Consider the following 24,008-nt stretch of genomic DNA (forward strand, 5'->3'; position numbering starts at 1 on the left):
ACATGAGCGCGGCGACAGCAACCAGCGCGCCGCTGCTCGTGTACTTCTCCAGCGTCTCGGGCAACACGGCGCGATTCATCGAGAAGCTCGGCATGCCGGCATCCCGGATCCCGCTGTATCCCGGCGAGCCTCCGCTGGTGGTGGACGAGCCGTTCGTACTCGTCTCCCCCACCTACGGCGGGGGACAGGGCCGCGACCATGAGAAGGGCGCGGTCCCCAAGCAAGTCATCCGGTTCCTCAACGACGAGCGCAACCGGAGCAACATCCGCGGAGTGGTCTCCGCGGGAAATACCAACTTCGGCGCAGCCTTCGGGCTCGCCGGAGAGATCATCAGCCGCAAGTGCAACGTGCCGTACTTGTACCGGCTAGAAGTGTTCGGCACGCCCGAGGACGTCGTGCGCGTGCGCGACGGATTGGAATCATGGTGGAAGCTGCAGTGATCGAGACGACCTTCAAGACCGACGCGCGTTTCGAGGGGCTCGACTATCACGCCCTCAACGCGATGCTCAACCTGTACGGCGCCGACGGGAAGATCCAGTTCGACGCCGACAAGCGGGCGGCGCGGGAGTACTTCCTCCAGCACGTCAACCAGAACACGGTGTTCTTCCACTCGCTGAAGGAGCGCCTCGACTACCTGGTCGAGAAGGAGTACTACGACGGTGCGCTTCTCGCGAAGTACTCGCACGAGTTCATCCAGAAGCTCAACGACCTCGCGTACAGCAAGAAGTTCCGCTTCGAGACCTTCCTCGGCGCGTTCAAGTACTACACGAGCTACACGCTGAAGACGTTCGACGGCAAGCGGTACCTCGAGCGTTTCGAAGACCGCGTCGTGATGACCGCGCTCGGACTCGCGGACGGCGACGAGCAGGTGGCGATCAACCTCGTCGAGGAGATCATCTCCGGCCGCTTCCAGCCGGCCACCCCGACGTTCCTCAACGCCGGCAAGGCGCAGCGCGGTGAGCTCGTCAGCTGCTTCCTGTTGCGCATCGAAGACAACATGGAGTCGATCTCGCGTGGCATCAACTCCTCGCTGCAGCTGTCCAAGCGCGGTGGCGGAGTGGCGCTCCTGCTGTCGAACATCCGCGAGTCGGGCGCGCCGATCAAGCAGATCGAGAACCAGTCCAGCGGCATCATCCCCGTGATGAAGCTGCTCGAAGACAGCTTCAGCTACGCGAACCAGCTCGGTGCCCGCCAGGGTGCCGGCGCGGTGTACCTGAACGCCCACCACCCCGACATCATGCGCTTCCTCGACACGAAGCGAGAGAACGCCGACGAGAAGATCCGCATCAAGACGCTCTCGCTGGGTGTCGTCGTGCCCGACATCACGTTCGAGCTCGCCAAGAACGACGAGGACATGTACCTCTTCTCGCCTTACGACGTCGAGCGGGTCTACGGCGTGCCGTTCGGCGACATCTCGGTCACCGAGAAGTATCGCGAGATGGTCGACGATGCGCGCATCAAGAAGACCAAGATCAAGGCGCGCGAGTTCTTCCAGACGATCGCCGAGATCCAGTTCGAGTCGGGCTACCCGTACATCATGTTCGAGGACACGGTGAACGAGGCGAACCCCATCGCCGGCCGCATCAACATGTCGAACCTCTGCAGCGAGATCCTGCAGGTGAACACGCCGACCACGTACAACGAAGACCTCTCATACGACCAGATCGGCAAGGACATCTCGTGCAACCTCGGCTCGATGAACATCGCGCTGGCGATGGATGCCGATGACTTGGGCATCACGGTCGAGACGGCGATCCGGGGGCTCACCGCGGTCAGCAACCAGAGCCATATCTCCTCGGTGCGCTCCATCGAGGTGGGCAACGACCGCTCGCACGCCATCGGCCTCGGCCAGATGAACCTGCACGGCTACCTGGCGCGCGAGCACGTGCACTACGGTTCGGAAGAGGGCCTCGACTTCACGAACATCTACTTCTACACGGTGCTGTTCCACGCGCTGCGCGCATCGAACCTGCTGTCGATCGAGCGCGGCGTCGCCTTCGACGGGTTCGAGGAGTCGACCTACGCGTCGGGGGAGTTCTTCGACAAGTACATCGATCGTGCCTGGGTGCCCGAGACCGAGAAGGTCGCCGAGCTGTTCGCCGGCAAGCACATCCCGACGCAGGAGGACTGGGCTGAGCTGAAGGCGTCGATCCAGAAGCACGGCATCTACAACCAGAACCTGCAGGCCGTGCCGCCGACCGGCTCGATTTCGTACATCAACAACTCGACGAGCTCGATCCACCCGATCGCGTCGAAGATCGAGATCCGCAAGGAAGGCAAGATCGGTCGCGTCTACTACCCGGCTCCGTTCATGACGAACGAGAACCTGGAGTACTACCAGGACGCGTACGAGATCGGCTACGAGAAGGTCATCGACACCTATGCCGCGGCGACGCAGCACGTCGACCAGGGCCTGTCGCTGACGCTGTTCTTCAAGGACACCGCCACCACCCGTGACATCAACAGGGCGCAGATCTACGCATGGCGCAAGGGCATCAAGACGATCTACTACATCCGCCTGCGGCAGATGGCCCTCGAGGGAACCGACATGGCGGAGTGCGTCAGCTGCATGCTGTGATGCTCTGACCTGGGATTTTTTAGAGAGAAGCAATGATGACCCCCCACGAACCGCTCAAGCTGGTCGACGACGTTCAGGCGATCAACTGGAACCGCATCCAGGACGACAAGGACCTCGAGGTCTGGAACCGCCTGGTGAACAACTTCTGGTTGCCCGAGAAGGTGCCGCTGTCCAACGACGTCCAGTCGTGGGCGACGCTCACCCCTGAAGAGCAGACCGCCACGATGCGGGTGTTCACCGGACTCACGCTCCTGGACACCATCCAGGGCACCGTGGGTGCCGTGTCGCTCATCCCCGACGCGATCACCCCGCACGAAGAAGCCGTGTACACGAACATCGCGTTCATGGAATCCGTGCACGCGAAGAGCTATTCGTCGATCTTCTCGACGCTGTGCTCGACGCCCGAGATCGACGACGCGTTCCGGTGGTCGGTCGAGAACCAGAACCTTCAGAAGAAGGCGCACATCGTCATGGACTACTACCGTGGCGACGAGCCGCTCAAGCGCAAGGTCGCCTCGACGCTGCTCGAGTCGTTCCTGTTCTACTCCGGCTTCTATCTGCCGCTGCACTGGTCGTCCAAGGCCAAGCTGACCAACACCGCCGACATCATCCGCCTCATCATCCGCGACGAGGCCGTGCACGGCTACTACATCGGCTACAAGTACCAGAAGGGGCTCGAGAAGCTGTCGCAGGCCGAGCGCGATGAGCTCAAGGACTACACCTTCTCGCTGCTGTACGAGCTCTACGACAACGAGGTGCAGTACACCCAGGACCTGTACGACGGCATCGGGCTGACCGAGGACGTCAAGAAATTCCTGCACTACAACGCGAACAAGGCCCTCATGAACCTCGGCTACGAGGCGATGTTCCCGGCGACGGTGACGAATGTGAACCCGGCGATCCTGTCGGCGCTCTCGCCCAACGCGGACGAGAACCACGACTTCTTCAGCGGGTCGGGTTCGAGCTACGTGATCGGCAAGGCCGTCGCGACCGAAGACGACGACTGGGACTTCTGAACCCGCGGAAACGCGCGGACAACACCAACGAAGACGCCCCCGGCGAGATGCTCACACAAGCGCTCGCCGGGGCGTGAAGACGACGACCAATAGCGACCTCACGACCACTGAGGCATCTGCTGGAGCGTCCAGGTGTTGCCGTCGGGGTCGTCGAAGGTGACGAAGCGGCCCCAGTCCTGTTCGTCCACTCCGCGCGCATCGACTCCGGCCTCACGCAGCTGAGCGAGCGCGGCATCGGCATCGGGGATGACCACCTGGATGGTGTCCTGCCGGCCTGGCTCGAGCTTGCCGCCGAGCCCTTCGCCGATCGCGATCGAACATGCGGATCCGGGCGGCGTCAGCTGCACGAATCTCAGTCCAGGGGAGGGCGTGTGGTCATGGTCGGCGTTGAAGCCGATGCGGACATAGAACTCCTTGGCGCGGTCGACGTCGGTGACCGGCACGAAGATCAGCTCGATCTTCCAATCCATGGGACCGTCCTTTCTCTTGCGTGTCACGGTACCGCTGGCCACGGACACCGACAGCGGCTCGCTAGCATTGATCCATGGTCGATGTCCCTCCGCGCTTCAGTCCCGTCATCGCCCTGTTGGCGGTGTCGGCGGCATGGGAGGGGCAGCTGTCCGCAGAGCTGAGGAGCCTCGGCATCTCGACGCGCAAGTTCGGTCTGCTCGGGCACATCGGCGGTGAGCCGGGCATCTCGTTCTCAGAGCTCGCCCGCCGATCGCACATCACCGTCCAGTCCGCCCACACCGCGGTGCGGATGCTCGTCGACGAAGGGCTGGTCGCCGATGCCACCGCGCACGCCGGTGCCGCGAGCGACCTCAGCGTCACGGACAAGGGCGCGCAGGTGCTCGCCGAAGCCCAGGCGCGGCTGAGCAGCCTTGATCGGGCTCTCGCGGCGCAGCTGCCGAAGGTCGCCGCATCGCTTGACGGCATGCGCGCCGGGCGCGTCTGACGTGGCGCGCCGGTCACTCCGAGCCGCAGGCGCCGCGGCCGCGGTGCTCGTCGCGATCGCGCTGGCCGGCTGCGTGCCTGAGCCTGCCGTCACGCCCGCGCCGCCGTCGACGAGCCCGGGCAGCAGCACGCCGGCACCGGGTGACGACGGTGACGGGGCCACCGGAGGCGGCGAAACGGACGACGGCGCCGGCGGCGCGGCATCCATCGACGCCGCAGCCGAGGAATACTGCATCACCGAGGGCGGCCTGGTTCAGCACCGGCAGCCGATGTTCGGCACGAACGACGACCCCTCGACCTGGACCGCCCTCGGCGAGCCGGTGAGCGTCTGCCGATTCGAAGCCGGCGAGGGCGAGTCGTCGACGCGCATCTACGTCGATCCGGTGTCGCTGTACTCGGAACAGCCGACGCTGGCCGCGCTCGCCTATCTCGCCAAAGCGCCCATGGGTGAAGCCGCCGGCAACCCGGCGGCCGCGCACTGCACCGACCTCGGCGGCGCCATCGCATACGGTCCGAGCCTGCGCGGTGGGGGACTGGTCGACGACGAAGCCCCGGTGGACACCGTCGTGGCGGTCTGCACCTTCGCGGACGGCTCGTTCATCGACGAGTGGGGGATCGCGTACTACAGCGCCGACACGGTGCGCGGCAAGGACCTGGCCGGGGTGTTCCGGTTCGACCAGGCCGTCCTGCCCGACGTCTTCCCCGACGCGGTCGGGTGACTCTCACGCCCTCGTCGACTGGGTGACGGTGAACTTCGCGTTGCGGGCGATCTGCACGGTGATGCCGATCGTGTCGGCCAGCTCCGTCCGGTAGTGGAGCGGCGAGTTCCACACGCACCACAGCTCGCCGCCGGGTCGCAGCACGCGGGCAACCTCGTCGAACATGCGGGTGGCGAGACGGTCGGTGACCGCGCCACCGCTGTGGAACGGGGGATTCAGCGCGATGAACGACGCACTCGCATCGGGGCGCCGGCTGAGCAGATCATCGCGCACGACCGTCACCCGGTCGGCGACGCCGTTGGCGACCATCGTCTCGCGTGCCGACGCGACGGCGGCGGCCGAAGTGTCGGTCGCGTACACGAAGTGTGACGGATGCCGGAGCGCCACGTGCGCGGCAACCGCACCCGTCCCGCAGGCGAAGTCGATGAACGGGTCGTCGGCGGTCCCGCCGGGCGGCCGGTGCGGAAGGTAGGCCAGGAGCAGCCGTGTGCCGATGTCCAGGCGCGCGCCGGCGAACGCGCCGCCGTACGCACGCAGCTCGAGGATGCCGTCCCGGCCGGCGGTAGCGACGGGCTCACGCCCGTCGTGCGGACCCCGGGCGATCAGCACGCGGGACTTCTGCCGGGCGAGGGTGACATCGACCGTGTCGAAGAACTCGCGCAGCACGTCGTTCATCGCCGGCGTCATGTACTTGAGGCGACCGCCGGCGAACACCGTCACATCGGGCGCGGCATGCGCGGCGATCAGCCCCGCGATGTCGCGGAGCGCGTCGAGCGACCGCGGCAGCCGCAGAAGCACGACGCGGGCGCCTTCGACGAGCGCGGGGCCGAGCGGCAGGGAGCGCACGGCCGGGCTCAGGCCGAACCGTTCGGCGTTGGCTGCCAGCGCCCGCTCGCCGGTGACGGCGTCCTGATGCACGCGGACATCGCGCGTTCCGGTGTGTGCGATCGCCAGCGAGAGCGCTCCGTACCCGTCGCCGATCACGACGACTCCGCCGTCGCCCGCTGCGGCCAGCGCGGCATCCGCCTCATCCAGGATCAGCCGGTCGGCGCTGTCGACGGCCACAAGGTCGGGCCCGCTGGCGTCGGGCCAGCGGGACAGTTCGTCGAAGGCGAAGCTCACTGGTCGTCGAACCCGTCGGCGTAGCGGAGGCGTGCGTCGCCGGCGACGCATTCGTCGCCGATGCGGATGCCGGGCGCCAGCCGTCCCTGCGCGCGCAGCTCGACGAGGGACCCGACCGCTCGGCGGCGCAGCTCCCACGGGTCGATCGTGTTCACATAGACCTTGGTGCCGCCTTCGAATCCGGCCGGGTTCGAGATGCGCCACTTCAGCACGACGCGCCACGGCATCGGCCACGGCGCCCCCGGCGGTCGGTAGTGCCACTCCTCGTTGGTCGGCACGTGCACGCCGGTCGCCGCGTGCAGGGCGTGGACGAGGTCGGCGACGGCGCGGATGCCGGCCTCCGAATGATCCTGTGGCAGGTGGGCGTCGGAGGTCGAGCACACCACGAAAGCCGGATAGCGGTGACCGATGCCGGCGAACGCCACGGCGCCGTCGTTCGCGGCGACGAGCAGCCGCTCGCACACGGCGAGGTCGACCTCTCTGCGCTGGTAGATGTGCCGGTCGGACGCCAGCATGTTCAGCTCGCGGTCGACCTGCGGGCCGTGATCGTCGATCGCGACGAGCTGCTTGTGCAGGTGCTCGAACGACGCGCCGGCGGGCCGCAGCCAGTTCTGGAACACGGCGACATAGGCGGCATTGGGCTGCGCGGCCTGGATCTCGGCGAGCGAGCGCACCGTGAACGCGAAGTAGGCGGCGTGTTCGGCGTGAGTCAGCACGCCCGAAGAGACCAGCTGGTCGTCCGTCTTCGCGCCGTCGATCACGTGCCGGCGTGCGACGATGACGTCGTGCGAGCCGCCGAGCAGGTCGAGGGCGGCTTCTTCGACGGAGGGGCGGATGCCGGAGGCCGCAGCCCGCACGTCGGCGAGGTGCTCGATGTGGTCCCGGCCTGCCGGATCGGCCAGATACTGCTGCGCCCATTCGAACACGGCGGACGGCTGGCGGAAGCCGTGGTTCTCGCGCCAGTACTCGGCCGAGACGATCTCGAACAGGTTCGCGAACCGGCGGAACTCGGCGACCGTGTCGAACAGCTCGGAAGCGGGCACGCGACGATGCTCGGCGAAGTCCGGGCCGACCAGACGCGTCTTCTCCGGAGTCGTCTCGAGGTAGCGGTCGGAGCAGAACGCGCACAGGCGCGAGTGCTCACCGCGGGCGAGCCGGCGGGGCTCGGTGCGGGGGACCGACAGCGGCCGATTCGCCCGCCCCGGCACTGTCCACACCCTGGTGCCGGTCAGCGGCCCGATCTGCTTGACGGTGCCGTCCGGCATCCGCACGATCGCCCGTTCCGCCCCGTCGCTCACGTCGTCCAGCCTAACCTCCCGGCACCGGCGGACCTGCGCGTGGCGGCGCAGGCCGCCTGGACGGCGATCGCGCCCGCATCGTCCGATTGCTGTTCCCGCCGGTGGTGGTGGCATGGGCGCTGTGGAGCACCGGTGTTACGTTCTCGTGTTTCCGCCTCGCAGCCGTGAGAGGGCGTCGACCGTGGCGGCGAGGATCAGCACGCCGCCGGTCACCAGCAGGTTGATGCCCGCCTCCAGGCGCAGCAGGCCCAGGCCATTCGTGATGGAGGCGATGACCAGCGCGCCGATGGCCGCGTGCACCAGGCGCCCGCGGCCGCCGAACAGGCTCACGCCGCCGACCACCGCCGCAGCGACACCCGACAGGACGATGTCGCGCCCGGCGGCGCCGTCGACCGAGCCGATGCGTGTCTGGGCGAACAGTCCCGCCATGACGGCGAGCCCCGAGCAGATCACGAAGCACCACCACTTGACCCACCGCACCTTGATGCCCGAGCGCCGGGCGGCCTCGGCGTTGCCGCCGATGGCGTAGATGTACCGGCCGAAGCGGGTGCGATCCAGCGCGAACGTGCCGATCCAGATGATCGCGAGCACGACCGGCACGATGACCGGCACGCCCTCGATCGGGATGACCGACTGCGAGCGGTTGAGGTTGAGGATCGCCACGGCGGCGCCCCCGAGCACGGCGATCACGCCGAGCTTGATCCACACGAGCGAGATCGCCCGGTTGGGCACGCCCGCGCGGGTCCGGCGGCGGCGGTCCCAGTACGAGGTGCCGCCCGAGATCAGGAGCATCACCGCGAGCATGGCCCACCCGCCCCAGACCGGCAGTCGGCCGTTCTGCAGCGCGATCAGCTCGGGCGCGTTGATCGGGTACAGGCCGCCCGCGCCGATGATGAGCAGCGCGAGCCCCTGATAGCCGAGGAACAGGCCCAGCGTCACCACGAACGACGGGATGCCGACCCGGGCCACGAGGAACCCGATCAGCGCGCCGGTGGCCAGGCCGATGCCGAACCCGATCAGGAGGGCGACGGGCCAAGGGACCCCGAACTTCACGTTCAGCACCGCGAACCCTGCCATCGCGACTCCGCCGGTGACGCCGGCGGACAGGTCGATCTCGCCGAGCAGCAGCACGAAGACGAGTGCCATGCCGAGCACCACGAGAGACGCGGCCTGGTTCATCAGGTTCGCGAAGTTGATCGGGGTGAGGAAGTACGGGCTCAGGATGCCGAAGAGGATCGCCAGGAAGATGAGGCCGGCGATGGCGGGAAGGGCCCCCATGTCGCCGCCGCGGACGCGCTGCCACCACGCGGTGAACTGGTCGGCCAGGCCGCCTTCGACGCCGCTGCCGATGAGGTCGCTGGAGAGCGGATCGGGCGCCGCCTCGGTGCGTTCGCTGGTTGCCGCGCTCATGCGTCGCCTCCGGTGGGGATGTTGCTGGTGCCGATGAGATCCACGCCTTCGGGGACCTTCGTGCCGGTGATGTATCCCACGATGTCGTCGCGGGTGGTGTCGTCTTTCGCGACCTGGGCCACCATCTGGCCGAGGTAGAGGACCGCGATGTCGTCGGCGACGGCGAAGACGTCGGCGAGGTTGTGGCTGATGAGAACGACGGCGACGCCCTGCTCGCTCAGCCGCTGGACCAGGTGGAGCACCTGCTCGGTCTGCGCGACGCCGAGAGCCGCGGTCGGCTCGTCGAGGATGACGACGCGGGCCTTCTTCAGCACGGCGCGGGCGATCGCGACGGTCTGGCGCTGCCCTCCGGACAGGCTCGAGACCTTCTGGCGCACCGACTTGACGGTGCGCACCGACAGCGAGCGCAGCGTGTCGGAGGCGTCGCGCTCCATGCGCCCCTCGTCGAACGTCCCCGCCGACAGCTCTTCGCGCCCGAGGAACATGTTCTGGACGATGTCGAGGTTGTCGCACAGCGCGAGGTCCTGGTAGACGACCTCGATGCCGAGGTTGCCGGCGTCGCGCGGGGTGTGGAGGGTGACGGGCTCACCGTCGAAGAGGATCTCGCCGTCGTCATAGGGCTGGACGCCGGCCAGGCCCTTGATGAGCGTGGACTTGCCGGCGCCGTTGTCGCCGACGAGTGCGGTGACCTTGCCGGGATGGACCTGCAGGTTGACGTCGCGGAGGACGTTGACGGGGCCGAAGGACTTCTTCACGCCCCTCAGTTCGATGATCGGTTGTGACATGTTCGCTTCCTTGTGCTTCGGGTGCTTCGGCGAGTCGCGCGAGGGGGCGCCGCGTCGGTGACGACGCGACGCCCCGCACTTCGCGAACGGGTTACTGGACCCCGAACTCCGCGCACTTGTCGGCGAGGCTGACGCCTTCGATCTCACCGGCGCAGACCTCGTCGGCCGAGGCGTCTCCGGCGGCGACGACGTCCTTCACCTCCGCGGGTCCGACCAGCACCGGGGTGACGGCGATGTACGGCGTGCCGTCTTCGAGCTGCTGGTCTGCGTCGGGCGTCTCGCCGTTCAGCAGGGCGATGGCGACCTCGACGGCGGCCTCGGCCTCGAGCTTGACCGGCTTGTAGACGGTCGCGGTCTGCCACCCGGTGAGGATGTTGCGCAGGCCTTCGAGGTTGGCGTCCTGACCCGAGACGGCGACGCCGGTGAGGCCCTTGTCCTGCAGGACCTTGATGACGCCGTCGGCGTTGGTGTCGTTGGCAGCCCAGACACCGTCGACCTTGCCGTCGTTGGCGGTGAGGGCCTGCTCGAAGTTGGTCTGCGACTTGGCGCCGTCCCACACTCCGGTGGGCTCGGCGACCGCGCTGATGCCGGCGGCCTCCATGACCTCGACGGCGCCGTCGTGGAACATCTTCGCGTTGCCGTCGGTCGGGTCACCGCCCATGTAGAACACCTGCGCGTCGGCCGGGGCCACGCCCGCGGTCTCGAGTCCGTTGAGCACCGTCTGGCCCTGGAGCCGGCCGACCTCGACGTTGTCGAACGACACGTAGTAGTCCGCGCCCGCGAACGGGCGGTCGTAGGCGATGACGGGGATGCCCTGGCCGGTGGCCTTCGTGGCCACGCCCTCGGCGGCGCCGTTGTAGTCGACCAGGAGCATGACGCCGCAGCCCTGGGTCAGCTGCTGGTCGGCGATCGTGGCGAACTTCGAGGTGTCGCCCTGAGCGTTCTGGATGTCGACCTCGAAGCCGGCGCCCTCCAGGCCCTCCTGCAGGTACTTGCGGTCGAAGTTCTCCCAGCGCGGCGAGGAGGCCGCGTCGGGCAGGATGACGCAGGCCCGCGAGGCGGTCGTATCGCCGTCGGTGTCGCCGTCTCCGGTCGGGGTGGGGGAGCCGCCGCCGGCACAACCGGCGAGCAGTAGCATGGCCGCTCCGCTGAGCGCGGCCATGGTGGACAGGGAAGACTTCTTCATCTTTCGCCTCTCATCTTCGAATGCGATTCGGGTGTCAGCGCGACTGTGCGCTGAAGACGATCATGATGCGTTCACGTCTTGGCGTCAAGACTTGAACGTAACGCTTTGGCAACTGCCCGGCCCCGTTCGAGCGCTGAACGCACAACCGGCAGCGCAGGCTGTGCGAATGGATGCCGCTGTCAGGCGCGGCCGCTGGCGGCGCGGCTGCGGCGCGACAGCGAGTCGACGGTGACGGCGAGGACGAGCACAACGCCGGTGACCATGAACTGGATCGCCGAATCGAGGTTCAGCAGCGTCAGGCCGGACGAGATCGACTGGATCACGATGACCCCCAGCAACGCGGCGAACGCCGTGCCGCGCCCGCCGAACAGCGAGGCGCCGCCGATGACGGCCGCCGCGATCGCGTTGAGGTGCGTGTCGCCGGCACCGGAGCTCTGGTTCGCCGCGGCCAGGCGCGCCGCGGCAAAGATGCCACCGCACGCGGCGAGCGTGGAGCACAGCGCGAACACCGAGAGATAGATCCGGTCCACGCGGATGCCGGCGCGCCGGGCGGCTTCGACCGAGCCGCCGACTGCATAGACGGCCCGCCCCCAGCGGGTGCGCGTGAGGGCGAGATGGGCCAGCACCACCAGCAGCAGGAACACGAGGAACATGACCCCGACGCCGCGGGACTGGTTGAGGTACCACGCGGCGATCAGCAGCAGCACGAGCAGCAGGCCGGTGCGCAGCGCAATGCTGCGGTAGCTCTGGCTGTCCAGGTTCGCCGCCGCGCGGCGCCGGGCCCGTCGGACGAGGGACCAGGCGTATGCGGCCATGCCGGCCGCAACGACGAGGTAGGCGGCCCACGGCGGCAGGAACAGGTGCTGGGCGAACTGCACGAGCCACGAGTCGAACGGCAGATTGATCGACCCGGCATCCCCCAGCACCCACAGCTGCAGCCCGAGGAACCCCAGCAGTCCCGCCAGGGTGATCACGAAGCTCGGCAGGCCGAGCCTGGTGCACAGGATGCCGTAGAGCACACCCACCAGGCAGCCGGCGACCAGGGCGGCGACGATCGCCAGGACGAGCGGCCACTGCAGCTGCACGAACGAGACGGCCAGGATCGCGGCGGCCAGCCCCGACACCGATCCGACGGACAGGTCGATCTCGCCCAGCAGCAGCACGAGCACGATGCCCAGGGCCATCGTGCCGATCGCCGCGCACTGCATCGTGAGGTCGACGAGGTTGCGACTGGAGAGGAACACCGGGTTCAGGATCTGGAAGACGGTCCAGATGACCGCGAGACCGAGGATCACCGGCAGCGGACCCAGGTCACCGCCGCGCACGCGCGCCCACACGCGTGCGGCGGTGCCGCCGACGCCTTCGCGCTCGAGGTCGTCGATGCTCACGAGGCGCCGCCTCCGGGGCGGCGTCGCTCGCGCGAGGTCAGCGGGATGACGGTGCCGTCCGTGCGGGTGTCGGGTACGACAGGCGGTGTCGCGCGGCGCGAGACCGAGTTGTCGACGGCGCCGGTGATGGCGGCGATCAGGATCTCGCTGGTGACTTCAGCGGCGTTGTACTCGCCGTTGTTACGGCCCAGCCGCAGCACGACGATGCGGTCGGCGACGGCCATCACATCGGCCATGTTGTGACTGATCAGCACGACGCCGTGGCCCCGTTCGCGGAGCCGCTCGATGAGGTTGAGGACCTCGGCGGTCTGGGCGACCCCGAGGGCTGCGGTCGGCTCGTCGAGGATCACGACACGGGGCTCCCCGATGAGCGACCGGGCGATCGCGACGGTCTGCCGCTGGCCGCCGGACAGCGATGCGACCGGGGTGCGCACGGAGGGGATCTTGGCCGACAGCTCGCGCAGCAGCGCCCAGGTGCGCTGCTCCATGTCGACCTCGTCGAGGCGCGCGCCTTCGACCAGTTCGCGGCCGAGCCACAGGTTGGCGACGACGTCGAGGTTGTCGCACAGGGCGAGGTCCTGGAACACGGTGGCGATGCCGAACTCCTGCGCGTCGGCGGGACTGCCGATGTGCACCGGGTCGCCGTCGAACTCGATCGTTCCGCCGTCGGGCGGGTGCACGCCGGCGAGCACCTTCACGAGCGTCGATTTGCCGGCGCCGTTGTCGCCGACCAGGGCCACCACCTCGCCCTCGTTCACCTCGAAGTCGACACCGGTCAGGGCGCGGACGGCGCCGAAGTGCTTGTCGATACCGCGCATGGCCAGGACGCGGTCGCGATGGCGGCCGGTGCGGGGCGGGGGTGCGATGCTCATCGGGGCGGCCTCAGCGGATCCCGGCGGCGTCGCAGGCAGCCGTGTAGGCGGGCGTGCAGATGTCGTCGATCGTCCAGAACCCGTCGGCGACCACGGTCTCGAGGATGTTGTCGATCGTGACGGCGACCGGGTCAAGCAGCGTGGCAGGGGTGCCGTCGACCTCGGTCTCGGCGGTGATCTCGCGACCGTGGAGCAGGTCGACGGCGGCCTCGGCCGCGCGCGTGGCCTGGAGCCTCAGCGCCTTGTAGACGGTCATGTACTGGTCACCCGACACGATGCGCTGCAGGGCGGTCAGCTCGGCGTCCTGCCCGGTGACGATGGGGAACGGGGTCACCGCGGCGGCGCGGAGGGCCGCGACGGCGCCGCTGGCCGTGCCGTCGTTGGCCGCATACACGCCGGCGATGTCGTCGCCGAAGAGCGAGATCTGCCCGGCGACCCAGTCCTGCGCCTTGTCCGGGCTCCAATCCGGGGTGTCGTACTGGGCGAGCACCCGCAGGTCACTCGCGTCGACGACGCCCTGCGCACCCTCGCGGAACCGGGCGGCGTTGCTGTCGGTGGGGGAGCCGTGGACCATCAGGATGCCGGCATCGCCCAGTCCGCGCTCTTCGAGGGCGGCCACGAGCGCGGTGGCCTGCAGCGTGCCCACCCGCTCGTTGTCGAACGAGATGTAGTACGCCATCTCGCCGCCGGCGACCAGGCGGTCATACGAGACCACCGGCACATTCTGGGCGTTGGCTGCGGTGACGATCGTGATCGCCGCCCGTGCGTCGACCGGGTCGAGGACGAGCACTCCGGCGCCGGCGGCGAGGGCGGACTCCGCCTGCTGCTGCTGGCGCGCGGCATCCTGATCCGCGTTGGCGTAGAGCACGTCGTAGTCGCCCAGCTCGGCCACGCGTTCCTCGAAGATCGGCCGGTCGAACGTCTCGTACCGGGCGGTCTTCTTGTCGGGGAGCAGCAGGGCGATCGGCCCGAACTCGCTCGTCGATCCCGGGGTGCAGGCGGTGAGCGCACACACGGCCAGGATCGCCGCGAGGGCGAGCGACAGCAGGCGGGTCATGCCGTGATCGCGGAGACGCCGGCGTCGACACGGACATGGTCCAGTGCCATCGCGATCGCCCCTCGGGTCTCTGCCCACTCGCCGAACGACGTGCCCACGATCTCCGGCAGACCGCCGGTGGCCGCCAGCGCCGAGCGCTGCAGCGAATGCCGCATCGGCGCCATGAGGATCTCGCCCGCGCCGGCCAGTTCGCCGCCGACGACGATGACCTCGGGGTCGAACAGGTTGCACAGGCTGGCCGCGGCGATGCCGATGTGACGGCCCGCGTCGGCCAGTGCCCGCTGGGCGCCGGAGACACCGGCATCCGATGCGGCGAGCAGATCCCGCAGCCGCTGCATGCCGTCGGCGGGCGGGAACAGCGACAGCAGGGCGGGGCCGGCCGCGTACATCTCGAGACAGCCGCGGTTGCCGCACCGGCAGATCGGGCCGTTCTCGTCGATGGTCATGTGACCGATCTGGCCGGTCTTGCCGCTCGCGCCGCGGAACAGATCCCCGCCGACGACGAGGCCCGCGCTGATGGTGTGGCCGACCCGGATGTACACCGACGACGCGGCGCCGCGGGCGGCGCCCTCGCGTGCCTCGGCCAGCGCGCCGAGATTCGGCTCGCTGTCGACGAAGACCGGCCGGCCGGTGCGGGTGGACAGGCTCGTGGCGATGTCGATGCCCTCCCAGCCGGGGAGCAGACCCGGGGTGGACACCATCCCGGTGCGGTGGTCGATCGGCGCGGGCACGCCCAGTCCGATCGCGAGCAGGTCGGCGAGGCTGCCGCCGAGCGCCTCCATCATCTCGCCGAGCACGATGCTGAGCCGGTCGAGCTCGGCGTCGTGCCGGTGGCCGGGGGCCAGCGGGATCGAGGTCTCGGCGACGGTGGTGCGTGTGGCATCGGCGACCTGGATGTGCAGCTGCCGGGTCGAGAAGTGCGCCCCGGCGACCAGGCCCACTTCGCGTGAGAGCGAGACGAGGGTGGCGCGCCGGCCGCTGCGCGACGTGAACGAGGTGTGCAGGATGCCGGAGGCGGTGAGCTCCTTGACGATGTTCGACACCGTCGCGGGCGACAATCCGGTACTGCCGGCCAGTTCGATCTGCGTCAGGCGCCCATGCCGCTTGAGCGAATCGAGCAGCCGTGCTCGATTCGCTTCTCGCAGTGAGGACTGCGACCCGGGCGGAGTGTTGCGGCGCACCACACCGGCAACTGTACCGCGTCGGCCCCGAACCTCAGCAGGTACGGGGCCGACGTCTCCGGTACGCGAGTCGGTCAGCGCTCCGACGGAACGCGGATCGCCGCGGTCTCGGCCTCGAGGCGATCGCGGTCGACCTGGTCGACGTCGTGCAACGAGATGCCCTTGGTCTCCCGCATCGAGAGCACCGCGACCATCGTGATGGCCGCTGCGATCGCGAGGTAGATCGCCACCGGCATCCAGCTGTCGAACTCGCTCAGCAGCGCCGCCGCGATGATCGGGGCGAGGGAGCCCGCCACGATCGAGGTGACCTGGTAGCCCAGCGAGACGCCCGAGTAGCGCATGCGCGTCGGGAACATCTCGGACATGATCGATGGCTGCGGTGCGTACATGAACGAGTGGATGACCAGGCCCAGGCAGATGGCCAGGATGATGATGATCGGCTGCTTGGTGTCGAACATCGGGAACGCGATGAAGCCCCATGCGGCGGCGGCCACGGTGCCGATGAAGTAGATCGGCTTGCGTCCGACGCGGTCGGTGAAGCCGCCCACGATCGGCACGACGATCATGTGCACGATATGCGCGATGACCAGCCACGACAGGATCGCGGTGGTCTCCATCTCGAGCGCGATCTTCAGATAGGTGATCGAGAACGTCACCACGAGGTAGTACATGATGTTCTCGGCGAACCGCAGGCCCATCGCGGTGAGGACGCCGCGCGGGTAGCGCTTGATGACCTCGACCACGCCGTAGCCGACGTCCTTGCGCTCGACGACTTCCTTCTGCACCTCCTGGAAGATCGGCGCGTCGGTGATCCGCGTGCGGATGTAGTACCCGATGGCGACGATGACCACCGACAGCCAGAAGCCGATGCGCCAGCCCCACGCGAGGAACTGCTCCTGCGACAACGTCGCGTTGAGCACGAGAAGGACGATCGTCGCGAGCAGGTTGCCGATCGGGACCGCGGCCTGCGGCCACGAGGCCCAGAATCCGCGCGACCGGTCGGGGGAGTGCTCGGCGACCAGCAGCACGCCGCCGCCCCACTCGCCGCCGACGGCGAAGCCCTGTGCGAAGCGGAGGAGCACGAGCAGGGCGGGCGCCCAGTAGCCGATCTGGTCGAACGTCGGCAGGCAGCCCATGAGGAACGTCGCGACGCCGACGAGGATGATCGCGAGCTGCAGCAGCTTCTTACGGCCGTACTTGTCGCCGAAGTGGCCGAACACGATGCCGCCGAGGGGGCGGGCGACGAAGCCGACCGCGTAGGTCACGAACGCCGCGATGACACCCGCGTACGGATCGTCGGACGGCGGGAACATGATGATGTTGAACACGAGCGTGGCGGCCGTGGCGTAGAGGAAGAACTCGTACCACTCGACGATCGTGCCGGCCATCGACGCCGCGACGACGCGGCGCAGACCCGTCTGGCCGGTCTGGGGAGCAGGGGCAGAAGCCATGCGCTGGTACCTCCTTGTAGAGCGCTGCGGCAACAGGGGATGCCGCGCTGGCGACGCTAGCTGAGAGGCAATTCAGGTTCAAGGCGAGCCCGCGCACACTCGGTGTGCATGAGCGCACGGGGCGTTTCAGGTCGGCGGGTCAGAGCGCGGGGTTCAGGCGCACGCGCACGATGTTCGTGGACTCGTCGAGCTCGGCGATCGCCGGGTAGGCCTTGACGAAGTCGGAGAACGACTTGTGGCCCAGGCCCTTCTCGCTGAACGAGGGATCCATGCGCTTGAGCAGGTTCTTCACGGCGGACAGGTGCAGCCACTCCTCGTCGGTGCGCTCCTGCTCCAGGCGCAGTGCGCGCCGCAGCAGCTCTGCGGTGGGGTCCGTCTTCTTGCGTCGCCGTGACGTGGATGCCGCGGTATCCGCCTTCGTCTCCTTGTCCGCAGCCTCGGGGGCGGCGACACCGGGCAGGCTGTCGTACGAGTCGAACTGGTCGACCGCGGCGGCGAGCGATTTGGCGGTGGAGCCGGCGACGCCGACGCCCACGACGAAGCGGCCGAGGCGCTTGCAGCGCTGCGCGAGCGGGACGTAATCGCTGTCGCCGGCGACGATCACCACGTGGGTGAGGTCGGGAAGGCGGAACATGTCCTCGACGGTGTCGACCGCGAGGCGGATGTCGGCGCCGTTCTTGGCGTACGCGGCGGCCGGGAACAGCTGCACGAGGTCGACGGCGCGGGCCACCAGCTGCGAGCGGTAGATGGCGTTGACCGGCGACGACCAGTCGGCGTAGGCGCGGGTGAGCACGAGGGTGCCGAACGATGCGGCGTAGTCGATGATCGCGCCGACGTCGATCGTGGCGGCGGCGAGGCGCTCGGCGATCTCGGGCTCGGTGGGGTTCTCGGCGATGCGCTGCCGATCGCGCGAGTACGAGTTGCGACCGTGAACGCGGTCGTACCAGCTCATGACGATGTTGTCGAAGTCGAGGTAGACGGCGACGCGGTTGCTCTGCAGATCCGGCATGACCCCAGTGTGACAGCCGGAAGGCTCAGGGCGTGACGGGTCTCAGCCCACGCCGGGGTAGCGCACGCCGATCTGGCGGCGGATCTCGTCGAGCGTCCCCATGATGCGGATGCTGTCCTCGAAGGGCATCAGATCGCTGTCGGTGCGTCCGGCGGCGATCAGCTGCTCGGCGTAGAGCGCCTGGAACTGCATGCCGCGGCCCTCGTTCGTGGACTCGTAGGTCTCGAGGACCGTGCCGTCGGGGGCGGTGACGCGGAACGACGTGGGGCAGTACCAGACTCGGTCGATGTCGATGCGGGCGTCGGTGCCGACGATGTGCGCGACGTTCGGCCCGGCGCCGCGCGAGGAGATCAGTGTCGTCGAGACGGCGCCGCCCGCGTGCGTGAACACGGTGCCCACCTCGGTGTCGGCTCCGGTGTCGCCGAGCCGGCCGGCCGCGGCGATGGACTCGGGTGCGCCGAGGATGTCCCAGGCGAACGAGACGGGGTAGATGCCGAGGTCGAGGAGGGCGCCGCCGCCCAGTTCGAGGGCGTTGAGCCGGTGCGCGGGGTCGGCCGAGATGCGCTGGGTGTGGTCGGCGTGGAGCGCGCGGATCTCGCCGAGCGTGCCGGCGGCGATGATCTCGCGGATGCGGATCATGTGCGGGAGGTAGCGCGTCCACATCGCCTCCATCGCCAGCAGATTGCGGCCGGCGGCGAGGTCGCCGATCGCCCGGGCCTGGTCGGCGTCGAGGGTCACCGGCTTCTCGATGAGGACGTGCTTGCCGTGCTCGAGCGCCAGCGCCGCGGCCTCGAGATGCTGGGTGTGCGGCGTGGCGATGTAGACGATGTCCACGTCGGGGTCCTGGGCGAGCTGCTCGTACGAGCCGTGGGCGCGGGCGATGCCGAAGGTCTCGGCGAACCGCGCGGCGGACTCGGGGCGGCGGGAGCCCACGGCGGCCACGTCGAGGCCGGCGGTGCGCAGATCGCTCGTGAACAGGTGGGCGATACCGCCCGTGGCAAGGATTCCCCAACGCAGTCCGGTCATCTACTGAGACTATCGTTGCGGTCACGGTGGCCAGCGGGCCGCGCCGAGGATAGGGTGAGAATGTGACCGGTAACATTTCTGATGCGCAGCTCGCGGCATCCATCGAGTCGGTGCGTCGCGACGTCGCAGCGCTGCATGCGGAACTCGTGCGCTACGGACTGATCGTCTGGACGGGGGGCAATGTCTCGGGACGCGTGCGCGTGGCTGAAGACCCGAGCGCCGACCTGTTCGTCATCAAGCCGTCGGGCGTCTCGTACGACGACCTGGCGCCCGAGAACATGATCCTCTGCGACCTGGACGGCAACGTCATCGCGGGCACGCCCGGCAGCGAGCGCTCGCCGTCGTCGGACACCGCCGCGCACGCGTACGTGTACCGCCACATGCCCGAGGTGGGCGGGGTCGTGCACACCCACTCGACCTATGCGGTCGCGTGGGCCGCGCGCGGCGAGGAGATCCCGTGCGTCATCACCGCGATGGCCGACGAGTTCGGCGGCCCGATTCCGGTGGGCCCGTTCGCGATCATCGGCGACGACTCGATCGGCCGCGGCATCGTCGACACGCTCACCGGGCACCGTTCGCGCGGGGTGCTCATGCAGAACCATGGCCCGTTCACCATCGGCACGACCGCGAAGGATGCCGTGAAGGCGGCCGTCATGCTCGAGGATGTCGCCCGCACGGTGCACATCGCGCGACAGGCCGGGCCGCTCATCCCGATTCCGCAAGAGGCCGTCGACAGTCTCTACAACCGCTACCAGAGCGTGTACGGACAGGCGGCAGACGACCGGCGCTGACCGCTCAGGGGACCCGCACGACCTTCCCGTCCACGCCCGCCTCGACGGCGCGGTGCGCCTCGGCGGCATCGGCGAGCGCGAACTGCGGGCCGAGCTCGACCGAGAACCGGCCGGCGGCGATGAGGTTCACGGCCCGGCGAGGGTCTTCGTGATGCGCGGGAGGGAGACCGGCTCGGCGGTGCCCAGGCGCTGCGCGAACAGGCTCACGCGGTACTCCTCGAGCAGCCAGCGGACGTGCACGAGCGTCGGCGCGGCGTCGGCGGCGACCGGGATCGTCCCGCCGGCGTCGGCGTACAGCGCCGCGGCGCGTTCGAACTCGGTCATGCGCTGCCGGTCGCGCCCCGGGTTGTCGGCCAGGGTGCTGACGCGCTCCAGCGCCCCCTGTAGGTAGCGCGGCAGGTGCGCCAGGCGCGCGGCGCCGGTGCGCGAGACGAAGCCGGGATGCACGAGCCCGGCGATCTGCCCCTTCACATCGCCCAGGGCCGCGAGAAGCGTCATCGAGTTCTGCGCACGGACGGCTTTGTCGACGTCGCGCTGCAGCATCAGGACCCGCGCGGTGAGCGAGACGGTCTGGAACAGCTGGTCGACCACGACCGCCGAGAACCGGTCGCGTACCGCCTCGAACTGCGACAGTGTCCCGACCGGGGCGTCGCCGCGCACGGCATCGGCGACGGCGACGCGGGCATCCTCGATCAGCGCCTTCGCCGACGGGTACGGCGATGCGGCGAGGGCGAGCTTCTCCGGTGAGGTGAGGTGGTCGAGCACGTAGGCGGACGGCGACGGCACCGCGAGCAGCAGCAGGCGACGGACGCCGGCATGCGTGAGCGTCTCGGCACGCTCGGCCGTCGCCTCGATCCGCAGTGCGACCGTGGCGCCCTCGTCGACGAGCGCCGGGTAGCCGCGCACGACTCCGCCCGCGACCTTCGTGTCGACGACCTCGGGAAGATCGCCCACGTCCCACGTGGTGAGCCCTGCTCGCTCTCGGACCCCGACGCCTCCCGAGCCCCCGCCCGGTGGTGTGCCGGGCCCCGGCTGCGAGACGCCCCCGCCTCCGGTGCCCGGCCCGTCTCCGCCAGCATGCCCGGTTCCAGGACCTCGCCCGCTGCCCGGACCGCGCTGCGGGGAAGCGCTCAGCGACCGCGCGACCGACTCGCGGGCGCGACCGGCAAGCCGCTGCTGCAGGTCACCGAGGTCGCGCGACGAGCCGATGGCCCGCCCGCGCGCGTCGACGGCACGGAACGACATGCCCAGGTGCGCGGGCACCCGTTCCATCTCGAAGTCATCGGCGGTCACCGGCTGATGGGCGACGTGCTGGATCCGGGCGGCCAGCGCCGCACGCAGCGATGTCGCAGGCATGCCCGCGTGCGACTCGGGCCCGGCGCCGACGAGCTCCTCGCCCAGCCGCGCCGCCCAGTCCGCCGCGGGGACGACGTGCCGGCGGATCGCCTTCGGCAGCGCGCGCAGCAGCCCGGCGATGAGCTCATCGCGCAGTCCCGGCACCTGCCAGTCGAACCCGTCGGGCTTCAGCTGCGCCAGCAGCGGCAGCGGGATGACCACGCTCACGCCGTCGTCGGCCGCCCCCGGCTCGAACCGGTACGCGAGCGACAGTGTCTGGTCCTGCTGCTGCCACCGGGTCGGGAAGTCGCGTTCGTCGGCGCGCGAGTCGTCGTCGATCAGGTCGGCTTCGGTGATGTCGAGCAGGTGCGGGGTGGATGCCACGGCCTCGCGCCACCAGGTCTCGAACGAGCGCACGTCGACCACGTCGCGCGGGATGCGGGCGTCGTAGAACGCGAAGACGGCCTCGTCGCCGGCGAGGATGTCGCGGCGGCGCTCACGCTCTTCGACCTTCTCGAGTTTGCGGCGCTGCTCGTGGTTGCGACGCTCGAACGCGGTGAGTCGCTTGTCGAGGTGGTGGGTGTTCCATTCGCCGTCGACCAGGGCGTGGCGCAGGAACAGTTCGCGGGCCAGTTCGCGGTCGGTGCGCGCGAGCTGCACGCGCCGCCGCGGGATGATCTCGACCCCGAACAGCGTCACCTTCTCGGCGGCGACGGCGGCACCGGCATCCTTCGACCAGTGCGGGTCGGAGAGCGATCGGTGTGCGAGGTCGCCGGCGAGCTCCTCGGCCCACGCGGGATCGATCATCGCGACGGTGCGGGCGAACAGGCGCGACGTCTCGACCAGCTCGGCCGCCATCACGGCATCCGGGCTCGCCTTGCGCAGTCCCGATCCCGGGAAGATCGCGAACGACGCGCCGCGCGCGCCGCGGTACTCGGCCAGGGGCCTGCGACGCGAGGAGTCCTTCTGCGCGGTGGACTTCCCGAGCTTGCGCGTGTCGAGGATGCCGATGTGCGAGAGCAGGCCCGAGAGGATCGCTCGGTGCACCAGCGCCGGATCGGCAGCGCCGGAGAGCCCTCGCCCGTCGCCGCCCATGAGCTGTCGCAGCTGACGCTGCACGTCGAACCACTCCCGCACGCGCACGTAGTTGAGGTGCTCCGATCTCACGAGTCGCCGGAAAGCGCTCGAGCCGAGCTCGCGCTGCTGCTCACGGAGGTGATTCCAGAGGTTCAGCAGGGTCAGGAAGTCGCTCGTCGGGTCGGTGAACCGCGCATGCAGCCGGTCGGCCTCGGCGCGCTTGCCGGGCTCGTCGGCCGAGGGACGCTCGCGGACATCCTGGATCGACAGCCCCGCGACGATCGCCAGCACGTCGCCGGTCACGCCGAGCGTCCGGGCCTCGATCAGCATGCGCGCGAACCGCGGATCGATCGGCAACCGGGCGATCTCGCGGCCGATCTTCGTGAGCCGCACGTCGTCGCCGGATCCCGCGTCGCGGCCTTCACGGCCGCGGCCTCGCGAGCCGCCGCGTGTGACGGCGCGCAGCTCGGTCAGCAGATCGAACGCGGCCTTCACGCCCCGGCTGTCGGGCGGGGTGAGGAAGGGGAACTGGCCGATGTCACCGAACCCGAGCGCGAGCATCTGCAGGATGACGGCCGCCAGCGAGGTGCGGAGGATCTCGGGCTCGGTGTACTCGGGGCGCGAGGTGAAGTCCTCCTCGGCGTAGAGCCGGATCGCGATGCCGGGCGAGGTGCGGCCCGCGCGCCCCGACCGCTGCTGGGCCGACGCCTGCGAGACGGCCTCGATCGGCAGACGCTGGATCTTCGAGCGATGGCTGTAGCGCGAGATGCGGGCGGTGCCGGCGTCGATCACGTACCGGATGCCGGGGACCGTGAGGCTGGTTTCGGCGACGTTCGTCGCGAGGATCACCCGGCGCCGCACACCGGCGACCGCGGACGGCTCGAACACGCGGTGCTGCTCGGCGGCGGAGAGCCTTCCGTAGAGGGGCAGCACCTCGGTCGGACGGGACTGCGAGGCGTACATGCCGCGGACGGCATCTGCCGCATCGCGGATCTCGGCCTCGCCCGGCAGGAACACCAGCACGTCACCGTCGGCCTCCCGGTCGAGTTCGGCGAGGGCGCCCAGCAGCCCGTCGACGTCGTCCGCGGCATCCGGATCATCGGCGGGGCGGTACCGGATCTCGACCGGGTAGGTGCGGCCCGACACCTCGATGACGGGCGCGGGTGTGCCGTCCGCGGCCGCGAAGTGCTTCGCGAAGCTGGCGGGATCGATCGTGGCCGAGGTGATGATCACCTTCAGGTCGGGTCTCTCCGGCAGGATCCGCACCAGGTACCCGATGAGGAAGTCGATGTTCAGCGACCGCTCGTGCGCCTCGTCGACGATGATCGTGTCATAGCGGCGCAGCAGCCGGTCGCGATGGATCTCGTTGAGCAGGATGCCGTCCGTGACCAGCGCCACCTTCGTGTCGGCGGTGACCTGATCGGTGAAACGCACCTTGTACCCGACGGCCCCGCCGAGCGGCACTTCGAGCTCGTGTGCGATGCGCTCGGCGATCGTGCGCGCGGCGATGCGCCGTGGCTGGGTGTGGGCGACCCTGGTGCGGCCGAGCTCGAGGCAGATCTTGGGCAGCTGGGTGGTCTTGCCCGACCCGGTGGCGCCGGCGACGATCACGACCTGATGGCCTTCGATGGCGCGCGCGATCTCCTCCCGTGCGGCGCTGACGGGCAGCTCCGGCGGGTAGGAGATCCGAGGTTCGGGGGAGGGCATGGCGTTTCATCGTATGACGCCTGCCGCCCGCAGCCCCAAAGCTAGG

The 24,008-nt window shown here is 69.3% G+C and carries 21 protein-coding genes; 6 read left to right on the forward strand and 15 right to left on the reverse strand.

Annotated elements, in window-relative coordinates:
* Positions 1-2 precede the first annotated feature (2 nt).
* The 3 genes from nrdI to nrdF are packed head-to-tail and all read left to right on the forward strand — an operon-like array spanning position 3 to position 3,594.
* Positions 3-440 (forward strand): class Ib ribonucleoside-diphosphate reductase assembly flavoprotein NrdI, encoded by a 438-nt coding sequence (gene nrdI, locus BKA10_RS02015; protein WP_183498372.1) that lies wholly within the window; start codon positions 3-5, stop codon positions 438-440.
* Complete coding sequence (gene nrdE, locus BKA10_RS02020) at positions 422-2,578, forward strand: class 1b ribonucleoside-diphosphate reductase subunit alpha (RefSeq protein WP_183498373.1); 2,157 nt, start codon at positions 422-424, stop codon at positions 2,576-2,578. The genes nrdI and nrdE overlap by 19 nt, the downstream gene beginning before the upstream one ends.
* 35 nt (positions 2,579-2,613) lie before the next feature.
* A complete protein-coding gene (gene nrdF, locus BKA10_RS02025; protein ID WP_183498374.1) occupies positions 2,614-3,594 on the forward strand; it encodes a class 1b ribonucleoside-diphosphate reductase subunit beta in 981 nt (326 codons plus the stop codon).
* Positions 3,595-3,692: 98 nt separating this feature from the next.
* Here nrdF and BKA10_RS02030 read toward each other — a convergent pair whose 3' ends face one another.
* A complete protein-coding gene (locus tag BKA10_RS02030) occupies positions 3,693-4,064 on the reverse strand; it encodes a VOC family protein (RefSeq protein WP_183498375.1) in 372 nt (123 codons plus the stop codon).
* Between the two features lie 74 nt (positions 4,065-4,138).
* Between BKA10_RS02030 and BKA10_RS02035 the strand changes: the two genes are divergently transcribed.
* Together BKA10_RS02035 and BKA10_RS16880 are read left to right on the forward strand one after the other, a co-directional pair.
* On the forward strand, positions 4,139-4,549 hold the full coding sequence (locus tag BKA10_RS02035; RefSeq protein WP_183498376.1) for a MarR family winged helix-turn-helix transcriptional regulator: 411 nt from the start codon (positions 4,139-4,141) through the stop codon (positions 4,547-4,549).
* 1 nt (position 4,550) lies between these two features.
* Positions 4,551-5,267, forward strand: a complete 717-nt coding sequence (locus BKA10_RS16880; protein ID WP_183498377.1) for a DUF333 domain-containing protein — start codon at positions 4,551-4,553, stop codon at positions 5,265-5,267.
* Positions 5,268-5,270: 3 nt separating this feature from the next.
* On the opposite strand, the gene BKA10_RS02045 is transcribed toward BKA10_RS16880, so the two are convergent.
* The 12 genes from BKA10_RS02045 to BKA10_RS02100 all read right to left on the reverse strand — a co-directional run bounded on the left by BKA10_RS02045 (position 5,271) and on the right by BKA10_RS02100 (position 19,052).
* Positions 5,271-6,389: a methyltransferase gene (locus BKA10_RS02045; protein WP_248199090.1), complete on the reverse strand. Its 1,119-nt coding sequence runs from the start codon at positions 6,387-6,389 to the stop codon at positions 5,271-5,273.
* Positions 6,386-7,687: a DUF4921 family protein gene (locus BKA10_RS02050; protein ID WP_248199086.1), complete on the reverse strand. Its 1,302-nt coding sequence runs from the start codon at positions 7,685-7,687 to the stop codon at positions 6,386-6,388. The genes BKA10_RS02045 and BKA10_RS02050 overlap by 4 nt, the downstream gene beginning before the upstream one ends.
* 135 nt (positions 7,688-7,822) lie before the next feature.
* The gene (locus BKA10_RS02055) at positions 7,823-9,097 is read right to left on the reverse strand and encodes a sugar ABC transporter permease (RefSeq protein WP_183498380.1); all 1,275 of its coding nucleotides are present in this window, start codon (positions 9,095-9,097) and stop codon (positions 7,823-7,825) included.
* Entirely contained in the window at positions 9,094-9,882 is a 789-nt protein-coding gene (locus BKA10_RS02060; RefSeq protein WP_183498381.1) for an ATP-binding cassette domain-containing protein, read from the reverse strand. The genes BKA10_RS02055 and BKA10_RS02060 overlap by 4 nt, the downstream gene beginning before the upstream one ends.
* Positions 9,883-9,973: 91 nt before the next feature.
* Positions 9,974-11,068 (reverse strand): sugar ABC transporter substrate-binding protein, encoded by a 1,095-nt coding sequence (locus BKA10_RS02065; protein WP_183498382.1) that lies wholly within the window; start codon positions 11,066-11,068, stop codon positions 9,974-9,976.
* A 179-nt stretch (positions 11,069-11,247) separates the two neighbouring features.
* Positions 11,248-12,456, reverse strand: a complete 1,209-nt coding sequence (locus BKA10_RS02070; RefSeq protein ID WP_183498383.1) for an ABC transporter permease subunit — start codon at positions 12,454-12,456, stop codon at positions 11,248-11,250.
* Positions 12,453-13,328, reverse strand: a complete 876-nt coding sequence (locus tag BKA10_RS02075) for an ATP-binding cassette domain-containing protein (protein WP_183498384.1) — start codon at positions 13,326-13,328, stop codon at positions 12,453-12,455. Before BKA10_RS02075 ends, BKA10_RS02070 begins: the two co-directional genes overlap by 4 nt.
* Before the next feature lie 10 nt (positions 13,329-13,338).
* On the reverse strand, positions 13,339-14,385 hold the full coding sequence (locus BKA10_RS02080; RefSeq protein ID WP_183498385.1) for a sugar ABC transporter substrate-binding protein: 1,047 nt from the start codon (positions 14,383-14,385) through the stop codon (positions 13,339-13,341).
* On the reverse strand, positions 14,382-15,569 hold the full coding sequence (locus BKA10_RS02085) for an ROK family protein (RefSeq protein ID WP_183498386.1): 1,188 nt from the start codon (positions 15,567-15,569) through the stop codon (positions 14,382-14,384). Before BKA10_RS02085 ends, BKA10_RS02080 begins: the two co-directional genes overlap by 4 nt.
* Positions 15,570-15,640: 71 nt before the next feature.
* Positions 15,641-17,017 (reverse strand): MFS transporter, encoded by a 1,377-nt coding sequence (locus BKA10_RS02090; RefSeq protein WP_183498387.1) that lies wholly within the window; start codon positions 17,015-17,017, stop codon positions 15,641-15,643.
* A gap of 139 nt (positions 17,018-17,156) precedes the next feature.
* A complete protein-coding gene (locus BKA10_RS02095; RefSeq protein ID WP_183498388.1) occupies positions 17,157-18,026 on the reverse strand; it encodes an NYN domain-containing protein in 870 nt (289 codons plus the stop codon).
* Positions 18,027-18,068: 42 nt separating this feature from the next.
* A complete protein-coding gene (locus tag BKA10_RS02100; protein ID WP_183498389.1) occupies positions 18,069-19,052 on the reverse strand; it encodes a Gfo/Idh/MocA family protein in 984 nt (327 codons plus the stop codon).
* A gap of 74 nt (positions 19,053-19,126) precedes the next feature.
* On the opposite strand from BKA10_RS02100, the gene BKA10_RS02105 reads away from it, so the two are divergent.
* Positions 19,127-19,843, forward strand: coding sequence for an L-ribulose-5-phosphate 4-epimerase (locus BKA10_RS02105; protein WP_183501008.1), 717 nt, complete (start codon positions 19,127-19,129; stop codon positions 19,841-19,843).
* Between the two features lie 4 nt (positions 19,844-19,847).
* Here BKA10_RS02105 and BKA10_RS16560 read toward each other — a convergent pair whose 3' ends face one another.
* Positions 19,848-19,973: an MDR/zinc-dependent alcohol dehydrogenase-like family protein gene (locus BKA10_RS16560; protein WP_277816562.1), complete on the reverse strand. Its 126-nt coding sequence runs from the start codon at positions 19,971-19,973 to the stop codon at positions 19,848-19,850.
* Entirely contained in the window at positions 19,970-23,962 is a 3,993-nt protein-coding gene (gene hrpA, locus BKA10_RS02110) for an ATP-dependent RNA helicase HrpA (RefSeq protein ID WP_183498390.1), read from the reverse strand. The genes BKA10_RS16560 and hrpA overlap by 4 nt, the downstream gene beginning before the upstream one ends.
* Positions 23,963-24,008: the final 46 nt, after the last annotated feature.

Source organism: Microbacterium invictum, assembly GCF_014197265.1.
Lineage (GTDB): Bacteria > Actinomycetota > Actinomycetes > Actinomycetales > Microbacteriaceae > Microbacterium > Microbacterium invictum.